The sequence below is a fragment of the Rhizobium lusitanum genome, from assembly GCF_014189535.1.
Taxonomy (GTDB): Bacteria; Pseudomonadota; Alphaproteobacteria; order Rhizobiales; family Rhizobiaceae; genus Rhizobium; species Rhizobium lusitanum_C.
Window position 1 is genome coordinate 770,043 of the sequence record NZ_CP050307.1, and the last position, 13,357, is coordinate 783,399.

The following is a 13,357-nucleotide window of genomic DNA, read 5'->3' on the forward strand; positions in this document are numbered from 1 at the left end:
TGAGGGCGTTTCCGCCCGGCTTCGGACATCAGGCGTCCAACCAGACGCGGGTCGCGACGTAGCCGTTCGACATGTCGTTGCCGATGTCGTGGACGTAGCCCTTCACCTGCTTGGTGGAGGCGTTCACGAAGTCGTTGAACATCGGCAGGATAACGCCGCCTTCGTCACGGACCATCATCGCCATGGAGCGATACATCTCCTTGCGCTTGGCCTCGTCGAGTTCCGAGCGGGCCTCAAGCAGAAGCTTGTCGAAGTCCGGACGCAGGAAGCGGGTGTCGTTCCAGTCGGCCTTCGAGAGATAGGCGGTGGAATACATCTGGTCCTGCGTCGGGCGGCCGCCCCAGTAAGAGGTGGAGAACGGCTGGACGTTCCAGACGTTCGTCCAGTAGCCGTCGCCCGGCTCGCGCTTGACCTCGATGTTGATCCCGGCCTTCTTGCAGCTTTCCTGGTAGAGGACGGCGGCGTCGACGGCGCCCGGGAAGGCGACTTCCGAGGTTCGCAGCAGGACGGAGCCGCTATGGCCGGACTTCTTGTAATGGAAGGAAGCCTTGTCCGGATCATAAGCGCGCTGCTCGATGCCTTCCGGGAAGAGCGCATAGGTGCTGTTGATCGGGAAGTCGTTGCCGACCTTGCCGTAGCCGCCGAGGATCTTCTTGACCATGGTTTCGCGGTCCATGGCATATTTCAGCGCCAGGCGAAGGTCGTTATTGTCGAACGGCGCGGTGTTGCAATGCATGATGAACACGTAATGGCCACGGCCGGCGGTCGCCAGGATTTCGACATTCGGCGCGCGCTTCAACAGGTCGACGGTCTTCGGGTCGACGCGATTGATGTAGTGCACCTGACCCGACGACAGCGCGGCGATACGTGCGGTCGCGTCGTTCATGCCGATGATCTCGATCGAGTCGACATAACCGCGATCCTTGCGCCAGTCGTCCTTGTTCTTCTCCAGTGTGGCGCGCACGCCGGCCTCGAAGGTGAGGAGCTTGTAGGGACCGGTGCCGATCGAGGCGAAGGGGTCGTCATTGCCGCCGTTCGGCTGGATGACGAGATGGTAATCGGTCAGGAGCAACGGCATGTCGGCGTTGCCTTCGGTGAGCGTCAGGACGAGGTTGTCGCCGTCGGCCTTGATCTCCTTGATCGACTTCATCACGCCGAGGGCGCCTGATTCCGATTTGCTGTCGGTATGGCGCTTCAGGGTGGCGACGACGTCGTCGATCGTCAGATCCTTGCCGTTGTGGAACTTCACGCCCTTGCGGATCTTGAAGGTCCAGGTGACGGCATCCTTCGACGGTTCCCAGGATTCGGCCAGCGACGGCACGGCAGCGCCGGTGAGCGGGTCGGACTCGACCAGCATGTCGCCCCAGCAACGGCCGATGCAGAACATGAACTGCGACAGGAATTTCGCCGGGTCCTTGCTGTCGGTGGCGGCACCGCCTTCAAGACCGAGTTTCAGATGGCCGCCATGCTTCGGCTCGGCTGCCATTGCGCTTTCGGTGAAAAGTGCGTCGGCAAGTGCCAATGTCATGCCAGCTGCCATGGCGCGTCCCATGAATTCGCGGCGGCTGAGACCGCCCGAGGTCACGCGGCTTGCGAGATGTTTCGTGTAATCGCTCATTCCCCAGTTCCTTCTTTTTGATGCGTTGATAGAATTCTCGGGCTGGGCTTCGAGAAGCGGTTTCCTCTTCCGCCTGAAGCTTGATTGCCCGCGATCATGCAGGAAAATCACACGGTTGCTACCGTTTTCTCATTTTCCTTTCCAGTTTGGGGCTCGCTTTTCTGCGAAAGCCTTGGCGCCTTCCAACTGGTCCTCGCTCGAATAAAGGGTGTCGACAGTCGCAAACTGCCTTTTAGTGATTTTGTTCATGGCAGTTTGAAATGTCGCTCCCTCGGCTTCGCGAACGATTTCCTTGATGGCGGCGTAGACGAGTGGTGGGCCGCTTTCGAGAAGGCGGGCAAGCTCCCATGCCCGATCCATCAGCTTGTCCGCAACGACGATCTCGTTGACGAAGCCCCAGCGATACGCCTCGGCGACATCAAGCCAGCGGCCGGTCAAAAGCATATCCATCGCGATGTGGTAGGGGATGCGCTTCGGCAATTTGATCGACGCGGCATCCGCGACCGTTCCCGAGCGGATTTCGGGAAGGGCGAAGGTTGCGTGTTCGACGGCAATGATCAGATCGGCGGAAAGGGCGATCTCCAGACCGCCGCCGCAACAGATTCCGTTGACGGCGCAGATGACGGGCTTGTTGAGATCGCGAAGTTCCTGCAGGCCACCGAAGCCGCCGACGCCATAGTCACCGTCGACTGCATCGCCGGCGGCGGCCGCCTTCAAATCCCAGCCGGCCGAAAAGAATTTCTCGCCGGCACCGGAAATGATCGCCACACGCAGCTCGGGGTCGTCACGGAAATCGCGGAAAATCAGACCCATCTCACGGCTGGTCGCAAGGTCGATAGCGTTCGCCTTCGGCCGGTCGATAATGACCTCCAGGATACCGTTGTCGCGTCGAACGCGAATGGGGCTGTGCAACTTCCGCTACCTCCTTCGCCGGATGAGGGCGTCTGCGGCAACGACGCCACGATTGTCTGGCAAAACCATCAATGGATTAATGTCTAGTTCTTCAAGCCACGCGGCGTTTTTTACGACATATTCTGCCGTTGATACGACGGCATCGACAACTAAATCGAGGTTGCCTTTCGCGCCGCCGCGATACCCCTCGATCAGTTTTTTGACTTTCAGCCGCGAAATGGCGGCGAGAACGTCCGTTCTCGTCACTGGAAGAGCCAAAATGACGGAATCTTCAAGCAATTCAACCAGGACTCCCCCCGCGCCGACCGTCAAAGCCAATCCGAGGGCGGGGTCACGCACGGCCCCGACGATCAGCTCGACGACCGGACGCTCGATCATCCGTTCGACCAGGTAACCGGAGGCGACATGCGCCATTCCTTGAGCCGCGCTCCGTACGGCTTCCATATCCTTAAGGTTGAGAATGACGGCGCCGGCCTCGGACTTGTGTTCGACGCCCAGAGCCTTCAAGGCGACGGGAAAGCCGAGATGTTCTGCCTGCTCGGCAGCCTCCCTCGGACTGGCTGCCGTCGCTCCGACGGGAACGGTAAGACCAAAGGCGGATAGTTCCGCCTTGGCTGCCGCCTCGCTCAAGGTTTCGATGTCGCCTCCGACCAAGGCAGCGTCGAGCAGCGGCAGCGGCGGTTGAGCGCGCCAGGCCGCCCCGATCTGGCTTGCAATTTCGGTTGCCGCAATGGTTTCGCTGATACCGCAAAGGGGCACAATACCATCTTCGATCAGCGACAAGGCGATCGCTTCGGGCAGATTCTCCGGCAGCGTCGCCAGGATCCCAGCGCGTTCGCCGGTCCGCTTCGCGGCCGCAGAGATGGCGGCAACCGTCGTCATCCAGTCCGCGCAGTCGCAGCGATCGTCCCGAGGGAAATCGAGGACGATCAGGTTGAGCGCATAGCCGCCTTCGAACATGGCGGTGAAGGCCTCTGTCTGGCGAGCAAGGTCGCCCCAGACGAAGGTGTGGTAATCGAGAGGGTTGGAGAGGGTGACCATTTCGCCGAGACTGCGCCGCAAGGCAGGCAGCTGCTCGGGCTTCAAAGCACGGAAATCCACAGCCCGGCCAGTCGCGGCATCGGCCATCAGTGAGGCTTCGCCACCTGAACAGCTCATCGAAGAAATTGCATCACTTGTTAGCGGGCCGGTGACATGCAGCAGTTTCAGCGTTTCGACCAGCTCCGGCAACGTGGCGACCCGGCCGATGCCGAGACGGGCGAGAACCGCATCGGCAACGGCGTCGCTGCCGGCAAGAGAGGCCGTATGGGAGACGGCGGCGCGCTGTGCCTGTTCGGATTTGCCGACTTTGAGAGCGACAACGGGCTTTCGTAATTCGCGGGCGCGCATGGCAAGCTGTTGCAGCGCCTGAACGTTGCCGAAGCCTTCGATATGCAAACCGATGGCCGTAACGCGCGGGTCCTCGAGGACGGCGAGAGCCAAATCCGACAGTCCGGTTTGCGCCTGGTTGCCCGCCGTCATCAGATAGGCGAGGGGCAGGCCGCGCTTTTGCATGCTGAGATTGATGGCGATGTTGGAGGACTGGGTGAGGATCGCGACGCCGCGCTCGACGCGCACCATTCCATGCTGGTCTGGCCAGAGCAGAGCGCCGTCCAGCCCGTTGATCACGCCATAGCAGTTCGGCCCGACGATCGGCATGTCCCCAGCCGCGTTGACCAGGGCTTGCTGCAGGGTGATACCATCGGACAGTTCCGCGACCGCTTCGCTGAAGCCCGAGGCATAGCAGACGGCACCGCCGGCGCCTCTGGCTGAAAGCGCGCGGACGATATCGACGGTCAGCAGCCGGTTGACGCCGACGAAGGCGGCATCGGGTGCTGTGGGCAGTTCCTCCACCGATCGATAGCAGCGGCGCCCGAGCACGCTTTCCAGCGTCGGATGCACCGGCCAGATATCACCGGAAAATCCCATCCGGTCGCATTGTTCGATGACCCGGCGCGCCTCGCGACCGCCGAAGACGGCGATTGTTTGCGGTCTGATCAGGCGGTCGAGTGGGCGTTGGGTCATCCGGTCAGGCTCCGAACGGCCGCAAGAGATCGCGGCTGATGATGTGCCGCTGGATTTCCGATGTTCCATCCCAGATGCGCTCGACACGCGCATCGCGCCAGAAACGGGCAAGCGGCAGATCGTCCATCAGCCCCATGCCGCCGAAGATCTGGATCGCTTCGTCGGTGACACGGGCTAGCATTTCCGAGGCATAGAGTTTAGCCGAGGCGACTTCGCGATTGGCGGAAAGACCCGCGTCGAGCCGCCAGGCGGCGGACAGTGTCAAAAGGTCGGCGGCGTCAATTTCGGTGATCATGTCGGCAAGCTTGAACGACACGCCCTGATTGGCGCCGATCGGCCGGCCGAACTGCTTGCGTTCCGCCGCATAGGGCAGGGCCATGTCGAAAACCCGGCGAGCCCGTCCGACGCAGGTGGCCGCCACCGTCAGGCGCGTGCCGTACAGCCATTCATTGGCGATATCGAAGCCGCGATGCACTTCGCCGAGCACCTGGGATTTGGGAAGGCGGCAATCCGTGAAATTCAGAACGGAGTTGTGATAGCCGCGATGGGATAGCGATTCATAACCTTTGAGGATCTCGAAGCCCGGTGTGCCGCGATCGACCAAAAAGGCCGTTATGCCCTTTGGCGTCTCTTCCTCGCCGGTGGCGGCAAAGACAATAACGAAATCAGCGACATCGGCATGAGAGATAAAGTGCTTGGTGCCGTTGAGAACGAAATCGCTACCGTCCTGCCGCGCAGCACACTTCATGCCGCGCATGTCGGAGCCGGCATCGGGTTCGGTAATGGCCAGCGCGTCGATCTTTTCACCGCGCACGGCCGGCAGCAGATATCGCTCGCGCTGCTCGCCTTCGCAGGCCATCAGAATGCCGGAAGGGCGGCCGAAGAAAACGGTGAGCGCCATCGAGCCGCGACCGAGTTCGCGCTCGACGAGGGTAAAGGTGGTGTGGTCGAGTCCTGCACCGCCGACGGACTCAGGGAAATTACAGGCATAGAAGCCGAAATCGATGCATTTGCGCCGAATCTCCTCTCCGAGCTCCGGCGGCACGATGCCGGTGCGATCGACCTCGTTCTCATGCGGATAGATTTCCGTCTCGACGAAATCCCGGACTGTCTTGACGATCATTTCCTGTTCTTCGTTGAGCCCGAAATTCATTTCCGCTTCCTCCTAGCGTTTTTGTCCGACATGACGCCCGATGCCGTCCGGCAGGGGCAGTTTTGCATGTGCCTCGGCGATTGGCCTTATTTTGCCCAGCACCTCCTTTGGTGCGGGAGCGGCTTTGCCCGCCTTGGCATCGACATGCAGCAGCATGTGTTCGGCGGTGGCGATCACGTCGCCCGTCGCCGTGTCGTGGATCGTGTGGAACACATGCAGTCGCTTCTCGTCGGCAGACAGGAGCTGGCAGGTCGAATGGATTGCCTGGCCGAGCTTGGCTTCGCCGATGTGGCGGATATGCGTTTCGACCGTATAGTAGCTGTGGCCGGCTTCGACGTAGGCGAAGTCGACGCCGATCAGGCGCAGCAGCGCATCGGAGGTATCGCCGAACACCTGCAGATAGCGATGTTCGGTCATGTGGCCGTTATAGTCGACCCATGCCGGGCTGACCTTGGTTTCGATGAGGCGCAGGGGCTGCGCCATCTCTCCAAGCGACTTGTCGCCGCCGCCCGCCGCCCAGAGGCTTTGCTCGAAATCCTTGAGCAGCTTGCCGGCGCCCCAGCCCTTGCCGCCGTGGCTGCCCTTCAATGTCTGGAGGATGCCGACGAGATTTTCGTCGCGGATGCGTTCCAGTTCGCGGATCGACAGGCCGGCGGCCTGCTCATCCGACTGCTGGCCGATCTTCTCGACCAGCGCGTCGTCGAGGTCGACGACGTCCATCAGCTTCGTCCAGTTCCATTGCAGGGCTGGGCCGAATTGCGCCAGGAAGTGCCGCATGCCAGCTTCGCCGCCGGCAATACGGTAGGTCTGGAACAGGCCCATCTGCGCCCAGCGCAGGCCGAAGGAATAGCGGATGACATCATCCAGCGTTTCGACGGTGCAGATATCGTCCTTGATCAACCAGAGCGCCTCGCGCCATAGGGCTTCCAGCAGGCGGTCGCCGACGAAGGCTTCGATCTCCTTGGCGATATGGACGCCCTTCATGCCGATCGGCGGCAGCCGATCCATGGCGGTCTTGATCGTTTCCTTCGAGGTCTTCTCGCCGCCGACGATTTCGACCAGCGGCAGTAAATAGACGGGATTATAGGGATGGGCGACGAAGAGACGTTCGGGGTGACGCATGTCGCGCTGCAGGTCGGTCGGCAGCAGGCCAGAAGTCGAGGAGCCGATCAGCGCGTTGGGCTTTGCCGCCGCATCGATCTGCGTTAGCACCCTGCGCTTGAGGTCGAGCCGCTCGGGAACGCTCTCCTGAATCCAGTCCGCGCCGGCGACCGCTTCTTCCAGCGTCTCACGGAAGGTGAGCTTGCCGCGCGCGGGAAGCGGTGCGCCGGTCAGCATCGCATAGGCCTTTTCGGCATTCGCCAAAACTTCGCCGACGATGCGGGTCGCTTCCGGGTGCGGATCGAAGACATCGACATCGATGCCGGCCAGGAGAAAGCGCGCGATCCATCCGCCGCCGATGACGCCGCCGCCAATGCAAGCTGCCTTGTTGATCTTGGTCATTTCGGCCTCAGCGCTTCGTCAGTTTCAGTTTCTTGCGGACATCTTCGGGGCCGATAATGCGTGCGCCCATGCCTTCGATGACCTGCACTGCCTTTTCGACAAGCTGGGCATTGGTCGCAAGCAGGCCCTTTCCGGCATAGAGATTGTCTTCCAGCCCGACGCGGACATTGCCGCCAGCAAGGACGGCTGCGGCGGGATAGGCCATGGCGTTACGGCCGATGGAAAAGGCCGAGAAGGTCCAGCTCGATGGAACGTTATTGACCATCGCCATAAAGGTGTTGAGGTCATCGGGCGCCCCCCAGGGGATGCCCATGCAGAGCTGGATGAGGACCGGATCCTCAATAAGACCCTCCTCGGCAAGCTGTTTGGCAAACCAGAGATGACCGGTATCGAAGGCTTCGATTTCGGGACGAACACCGAGATCGGTCATCTTCTTCGCCATGGCCCGAAGCATGGAGGGCGTGTTGGTCATGACGTAGTCGCCGAGACTGAAGTTCATCGTGCCGCAATCGAGCGTGCAGATTTCCGGCAGGCATTCGGCGACATGGCTGACGCGCTCCGTTGCGCCAGCCATGTCGGTGCCCCTGACGTTCAAGGGCAGGGGGCTTTCGACATCCCCGAAGATCAGATCTCCGCCCATGCCAGCGGTCAGGTTGAGCACGACATCGACATCGGCCGAACGGATGCGGTCGGTCACTTCTCTGTAGAGGTCGTTGCGGCGGCTGGCCGCGCCCGTCTCGGGATCGCGGACATGGCAGTGCACGACAGCGGCACCCGCCTTGGCGGCGTCGATCGCGGAGTCGGCGATCTGCTTGGGAGTGATCGGAACGTGGCTGGATTTCGAAACAGTGTCGCCGGAACCGGTGACGGCACAGGTGATGAAGACATCGCGGTTCATCGCAAGAGGCATTTTTGTTCTCCCTCGTATTGAGGGTATTACGCGGCAAGCGCCGGCTTCATGCTTTGCATTTCCGGATTGAAACGATACATTATCGGAAATAAGCGAGATGCCCATGCTCACGCCATCCGACACGCCGCTCGACATCGACCTGCTGGTACTCCCCGAAACCAACTTGATCCTGATCGCATCGGTGATCGAGCCCTTGCGCGGTGCCAACCGCATTTCCGGCAGCGAACTCTATCGCTGGCGCCTGCTTACTCTGGATGGCGCGCCGGTCGAGACGACCAGCCTGATTCCGATTCCGGCATCGGGCAGCTTCCGGCCGTCAAGCGATACTGCGCCGCTTTTCGTGCTGGCGAGCTACAATTGGCGGCGTAGCGCAACGCAGGCGCTGAAGATGCAATTGTCGCAGACGGCACGTCATCGTTCGATGATCGCCGGCATCGAATCCGGCAGTTGGCTGCTGGCCGAGGCGAGCCTTCTCGACAATGTGTCCGCGGCCGTCCATTGGGAGGATTCGGAGGATTTCGCCTTGGCTTACCCGCAGGTGCGCGCCGTCAAGGATCGTTTCGTCATCGACGGCAAGCGCATCACCACCGCCGGCTCGATGCCGACGATCGACCTGATGCTGGAAATCATCCGGCGGCGGCAGGGCTATTCGCTGGCGCTCGAAGTCAGTCGGCTTTTCATCTACGAGCCGGCGAGCGTCTATGGCGCCGTGGAGTTATCGCCATCGACAGCCGGCCTGCGCCTGCGCGATCCGCGTGTCGCCCAGGCCGTGCGGCTGATGGAGGAGCATATCGAGCAGCCGTTGGTGCTGACGCGCTTGGCGCGGCGCATCGGAGTCAGCGCCCGCCATCTCCAGGCCTTGTTTCAGGATGATTTCGGCGCACCGCCGCATGTGCATTATCTGGCGCTTCGGCTCAACGCGGCGCGGCGCAAGGTGATCGAGACCAAGGAATCCTTTGCGGAGATCGCCGCGGCGACCGGCTTCAACTCGGCCTCGGCCTTTTCCCGCAGCTATCGCGCTAGCTTCTCGGAAAGTCCTTCCGGCACGCGGCGGCGTTTGCGCGGGCGCTCTACGGCTGCAGCGGAGCCGACATAGGCTGGAAGGCTTCGCGCACCATCTCCGCCAGCTCCCGGATTGCCTCGCTGGAATGATAGGGGTTACGGCGAAGCACGACGCGGGAAGAATCGACCGGAGGAAATCCGTCTTCGCCCGTCAGTTCCCGACAGCCATGCGGAATATTGCTTCGCGAGAGCGTCGTGACGGCAAGGCCGGCGGAAACGGCATTCTTCAGGCCGGAACTTGTATCGGCGACAAAGGCAATACGATAGCGCCGCCCCTGCTGCTCCAGGGAGCGCAAGGCAAAGTCGCGGCACCATGTCGAGTCGCGATAGATCGCGATGGGCAGTGGCGTCGCCTCATGCAGCCGGTGCACCAGCGAGGTCACCCAGACCGTCGGATCGATACAGAGCACCTCGCCGGTAGTTTGATCGCTCCAGTCGAAGACGACGGCGAGATCGAGTTCGTCCTTCTCCAGTGCTGCAAGGTTGTGCGCGGTATAGTCGCAGGAAACGGTGACTTCGACGGCGGGGTGCCGGACGGCGAAGGCGGCAAGCGCCGCCGGCAGGATAGTCTGGCTGTATTCCTCCGGAATACCGATCCGGACGGGGCCGTCCAGCGGCTTGGTGCGGATGGTGGCTGCCGCCTCGGTTAGCAGGTCGATCACGCGTTGCGCATAGGGAAGTAATTGGTTCCCCGCCCGCGTCAGCGCGACCCCACGCGCGCTTCTGTCGAAGAGTGCTTCGCCGATGGTTTCCTCGAGGCGCTTGATCTGGGCGCTGACGGCCGATTGCGTGCGGCCGATGCGCTGGGCTGCGGCGGAAAAGTTCGATGTTTCAGTGATGACGAGAAAGGTCCGGAGCAGATCGCTTTCGATGGGTTCGCGCATGGCGGCTCACAAATTTTTCTGATGGCTACTATCTCTACTATTCGTTTGTCTGATGTCAAATATCGGCGCAGACAGAAGCCAATCGACCCCGCGCTTCAATCCTGAGTCCCATTAGATGACCTTCCAGTTTCCAACCCGCTCCGCCCTTGCCAGTGACTATGAGAGGGGCGTCATTCTTGTGGCTGTGGCAACGCTTGCGTGGAGTTGCAGCGGTGTCTATGCGCGGCTTCTCACGACCGACATATGGACGGCGATCGCCTGGCGGTCGCTGTTTGGCGGCATATTTCTGCTGATCCCGAGCTTCTTCCTCGAGGGTGGCTTTTCACGACGCCAATGGAATTCGATTTTTCATCCGGCGGGATTGGCGATGATTGTCTGCCAGACCATCAGTCAGGCCTGTTTTATCGGTGCGCTCTACATGACCACCGTCGCAAACGTGACCATGATCTACGCAACGGCGCCGTTCATCGCCGCCTTTCTCAGTTGGTCGATGCTAAAGGAGCGCGTGGCAAACCGGACGTTGATTGCTGGCGGCGTTTGCCTCGTTGGCGTGGCGGTTATCGTTGCCTCCTCGATCGGTGGCGGCACTGGCGTCGGCGATCTCCTTGCGCTTGGCATGACGGTCACCTTCGCCCTCATCATCGTCATCCCACGTTTCGACCGCAGTGTGCCGATCCTGCCGTCAAGCGTTGTCAGCGGCTTCCTCACATTCGTACTCTTCGTGCCCTTCGCTTCGACGGCCTCGCTTGACGCCTATAATTGGCTGTTGTTGGCCGCATTTGGGGCGACGAACTTCGCGCTCGCCTTCGTCCTTTTCCTTTTCGGGTCAAGGCGAATGCCGGCGGCTGATGCGGCCCTTATCAGCTCGTTGGAGATTGTGCTGACCCCCTTCTGGGTCTGGCTTCTCTTTTCAGAGAAGCCGCCGATGGCAACTTTCCTGGGTGGTTTGATCATCCTTGCGACGATCGTGTGGCATACCGCTGCCGATCTTAGACATGGCCGCCGTGCCCGCGCGTAGGTCTAGACCGTCGTAACCGTCCGTTTCTGTTTCCGAGACGATGACAGGCTTTCGCCTCAAGTCACAGTCGATCGTGGTGCCGCCACCGAGCCGCGCTGGATCAGGCTGGTCTTGACGATCGTGCGCTCCACCGGCGGTTCCTTGCCGTCCAACCGGGAGATAAGCCTTTCGGCTGCCTTCTTCCCCATCTCGTAGACCGGCTGATCGACAACGGTGATCGGAGGAGCGGTGACCGTCGTCCAGTCGGCATCCAGGAAAGAGATCATCGATATATCCCGAGGGGTGGACAGGCCGAGAGATTGCAGCGACCTGAATATCCTCAACCCGACCAGGCTATCCGATGCCAGCAAGGCTGTTGGCGGGGATACTTCTTCAAGGAGACGTTTCACCACGGTATCCGTCCGCTGCTGATCCGTGGCGCCGAGCCGGACATAGTGCTCCGGGCTCTTCAATCCCGCATCCGTCAGCACGCTCAGGAAACCCTCCACCCGCTCTCGCACGGCGGAGTTGGAAATCTGCTGGCTGTCTGTAAACGGATCACCACTGGTATCCATGGCGGATACATAGGCGATACGGCGATGTCCCGCCTCGAGCAGATGGCGCGTCGCGGATATGGCGGCATCGCGGTCATCCCCAGTCACCGAATCGACCCCAAGCTCCGGAATGCTTCTATCGAACAGGACGAGCGGCACACCGACGCGGCGAATGTCCTGTAAATGCTCCATCCGGTCGCATCGCGCCGGGGTGACGATCAGGCCATCGACGCGCTTGCCGATGAGCAGGTCGACGGCTGATTTCTCCGCATCGAGCTCTTCACCGGAATTGGCAATGATGACGTTGAAACCCGCCACGCGCGCAGCGTCGCTGATGCCTCGGACGGCGAGGCTGAAAAAGGCGTTCTCGATATCGCCGACGATGACGCCGATAATGCCGGATTTCCCCGTCGTCATGCTGCGGGCAAGCTCGTTTGGCCGGTATTCCAGCTCTGTTGCCGCAGCCATCACCTGGGCGCGGATCTTATCGCTGACCACGCCATAGCCGCCGAGAACACGGGCCGCCGTGGCCTTCGAGACCTTGGCCGCTTTTGCGACGTCGGCGACGGTGACGGAGCGTTTGGGAGGACTAAGGTTTTCCATGCGACGACGGTTACAAGAGTTGTTGACGGAAGGTCAATCTCAAGTTAACAAATATCCATTGAGACCGGTCTCTTTATGAATGATACCGGTCTCTTGTGCAAATCCTTCCTTTGGCGATATCAGGCAAAGGAGCGGATGATCACGTATAAAAATGCCGATAAGAGCACCCTTCAGAGCGGAGAATGAACATGAGCAAATCTGGCATATTCGCAGCCGCCATCGCTCCTTTGCGAGCTGGCGTCCTGGCCTATCTTCTTGCAGCTGGTATCGGGTCCGCATCCGCGGCCGACAATCCCTATAATCTGATCGATCCGCAGACCATCAGCGTCGGCACGATGGGCGATGCAAAACCCTACACGTTTGCCACGGCCGGCGGCCAGTTCACCGGCTTCGACATTGAATTGTTCCTGAATGTCGTATCGCGCATGGGCTTTGCGAAAGACAAGGTGACCTTCACCGGCCAGGAATTCTCGGCCTTGATGCCGTCCGTCGCCAATGAGCGTTTTGACGTGGCGGTCGCCGCGATCGGCACCACCGAGGCACGCAAGAAGACGGTCGATTTCTCCGATGGTTATATCGCCGGCTATCTCTCCGTCCTGACACCGAAAGCGGGCATCAAGGATGCCGATACGCTCAAGGGCAAGCGTCTTGGCGTGGTGCAAGGTACTCTGCAGGAAATCTACGCCACCAAGAACTTTGGTGGAGCGGATCTCGTAAAGTTTCCTGACAACAACTCGGCGGTCGCCGCGCTCGACAACGGCACGATCGATGCTCATTTCCTCGATTACGAAGCAGCCAAGCAATATGGCGAGCGCTATCCGGCGCTGAAGATCGCCGTGAATATCCCATCCTTCGATGCACCGGCGGGCTTCGTGATCAAAAAGGGAAATGATGCCTTCCGCACCGCACTGAATACTGCGCTTCATGCGGCGATGCAGGACGGTACCTGGAAGACGCTGTATGAAAAGTGGTTTCCGGGTTCACCGATGCCGGAACAATATCTACCCAAGAAGTAACGCTTCGAGCTGCCCGCGCTTGCCGGGCGGCTCCTCCACGGCATTGCCGATATTCGGCCGGACGGCTGCATACGTATGCCC

General features: G+C 60.8%; 11 protein-coding genes. 3 read left to right on the plus strand and 8 right to left on the minus strand.

Features of this window, described 5'->3' with window-relative positions; all coding sequences use genetic code 11:
- Nucleotides 1–28 precede the first annotated feature (28 nt).
- The 6 genes from HB780_RS06595 to HB780_RS06620 form a co-directional block, all read right to left on the minus strand.
- Nucleotides 29–1,618, minus strand: a complete 1,590-nt coding sequence (locus HB780_RS06595) for an ABC transporter substrate-binding protein (protein ID WP_183689231.1) — start codon at nucleotides 1,616–1,618, stop codon at nucleotides 29–31.
- A gap of 129 nt (nucleotides 1,619–1,747) precedes the next feature.
- Nucleotides 1,748–2,530, minus strand: coding sequence for a carnitinyl-CoA dehydratase (locus HB780_RS06600; protein ID WP_183689232.1), 783 nt, complete (start codon nucleotides 2,528–2,530; stop codon nucleotides 1,748–1,750).
- A 6-nt stretch (nucleotides 2,531–2,536) separates the two neighbouring features.
- Entirely contained in the window at nucleotides 2,537–4,594 is a 2,058-nt protein-coding gene (locus tag HB780_RS06605; RefSeq protein ID WP_183689233.1) for an acetate--CoA ligase family protein, read from the minus strand.
- A 4-nt stretch (nucleotides 4,595–4,598) separates the two neighbouring features.
- A complete protein-coding gene (locus HB780_RS06610; protein ID WP_183689234.1) occupies nucleotides 4,599–5,747 on the minus strand; it encodes an acyl-CoA dehydrogenase family protein in 1,149 nt (382 codons plus the stop codon).
- A 12-nt stretch (nucleotides 5,748–5,759) separates the two neighbouring features.
- Nucleotides 5,760–7,250, minus strand: a complete 1,491-nt coding sequence (locus tag HB780_RS06615) for a carnitine 3-dehydrogenase (protein ID WP_183689235.1) — start codon at nucleotides 7,248–7,250, stop codon at nucleotides 5,760–5,762.
- Between the two features lie 7 nt (nucleotides 7,251–7,257).
- Nucleotides 7,258–8,160, minus strand: coding sequence for a 3-dehydrocarnitine:acetyl-CoA trimethylamine transferase BcoG (locus tag HB780_RS06620; RefSeq protein ID WP_183689236.1), 903 nt, complete (start codon nucleotides 8,158–8,160; stop codon nucleotides 7,258–7,260).
- Between the two features lie 103 nt (nucleotides 8,161–8,263).
- Here HB780_RS06620 and HB780_RS06625 point away from each other — a divergent pair, with 103 nt between their 5' ends.
- Entirely contained in the window at nucleotides 8,264–9,256 is a 993-nt protein-coding gene (locus HB780_RS06625; RefSeq protein WP_183689237.1) for a GlxA family transcriptional regulator, read from the plus strand.
- Here HB780_RS06625 and HB780_RS06630 read toward each other — a convergent pair.
- Nucleotides 9,231–10,106, minus strand: a complete 876-nt coding sequence (locus tag HB780_RS06630; RefSeq protein ID WP_183689238.1) for a LysR substrate-binding domain-containing protein — start codon at nucleotides 10,104–10,106, stop codon at nucleotides 9,231–9,233. The genes HB780_RS06625 and HB780_RS06630 overlap by 26 nt on opposite strands.
- A gap of 115 nt (nucleotides 10,107–10,221) precedes the next feature.
- On the opposite strand from HB780_RS06630, the gene HB780_RS06635 reads away from it, so the two are divergent.
- On the plus strand, nucleotides 10,222–11,124 hold the full coding sequence (locus HB780_RS06635; protein WP_183689239.1) for a DMT family transporter: 903 nt from the start codon (nucleotides 10,222–10,224) through the stop codon (nucleotides 11,122–11,124).
- Between the two features lie 56 nt (nucleotides 11,125–11,180).
- Here HB780_RS06635 and HB780_RS06640 read toward each other — a convergent pair whose 3' ends face one another.
- Nucleotides 11,181–12,260, minus strand: a complete 1,080-nt coding sequence (locus HB780_RS06640; RefSeq protein ID WP_183689240.1) for a LacI family DNA-binding transcriptional regulator — start codon at nucleotides 12,258–12,260, stop codon at nucleotides 11,181–11,183.
- A gap of 188 nt (nucleotides 12,261–12,448) precedes the next feature.
- Here HB780_RS06640 and HB780_RS06645 point away from each other — a divergent pair, with 188 nt between their 5' ends.
- Complete coding sequence (locus tag HB780_RS06645; RefSeq protein WP_435693873.1) at nucleotides 12,449–13,276, plus strand: ABC transporter substrate-binding protein; 828 nt, start codon at nucleotides 12,449–12,451, stop codon at nucleotides 13,274–13,276.
- The last annotated feature ends 81 nt before the right edge of the window (nucleotides 13,277–13,357 follow it).

Coding starts and splice junctions, on each gene's coding strand:
- HB780_RS06595 (WP_183689231.1), bottom strand. CDS start 1,618: ATGAGCGATTACACGAAACATCTCGCAAGCCGCGTGACCTCGGGCGGT.
- HB780_RS06605 (WP_183689233.1), bottom strand. CDS start 4,594: ATGACCCAACGCCCACTCGACCGCCTGATCAGACCGCAAACAATCGCC.
- HB780_RS06610 (WP_183689234.1), bottom strand. CDS start 5,747: ATGAATTTCGGGCTCAACGAAGAACAGGAAATGATCGTCAAGACAGTC.
- HB780_RS06615 (WP_183689235.1), bottom strand. CDS start 7,250: ATGACCAAGATCAACAAGGCAGCTTGCATTGGCGGCGGCGTCATCGGC.
- HB780_RS06620 (WP_183689236.1), bottom strand. CDS start 8,160: ATGCCTCTTGCGATGAACCGCGATGTCTTCATCACCTGTGCCGTCACC.
- HB780_RS06625 (WP_183689237.1), top strand. CDS start 8,264: ATGCTCACGCCATCCGACACGCCGCTCGACATCGACCTGCTGGTACTC.
- HB780_RS06630 (WP_183689238.1), bottom strand. CDS start 10,106: ATGCGCGAACCCATCGAAAGCGATCTGCTCCGGACCTTTCTCGTCATC.
- HB780_RS06635 (WP_183689239.1), top strand. CDS start 10,222: ATGACCTTCCAGTTTCCAACCCGCTCCGCCCTTGCCAGTGACTATGAG.
- HB780_RS06640 (WP_183689240.1), bottom strand. CDS start 12,260: ATGGAAAACCTTAGTCCTCCCAAACGCTCCGTCACCGTCGCCGACGTC.
- HB780_RS06645 (WP_435693873.1), top strand. CDS start 12,449: ATGAGCAAATCTGGCATATTCGCAGCCGCCATCGCTCCTTTGCGAGCT.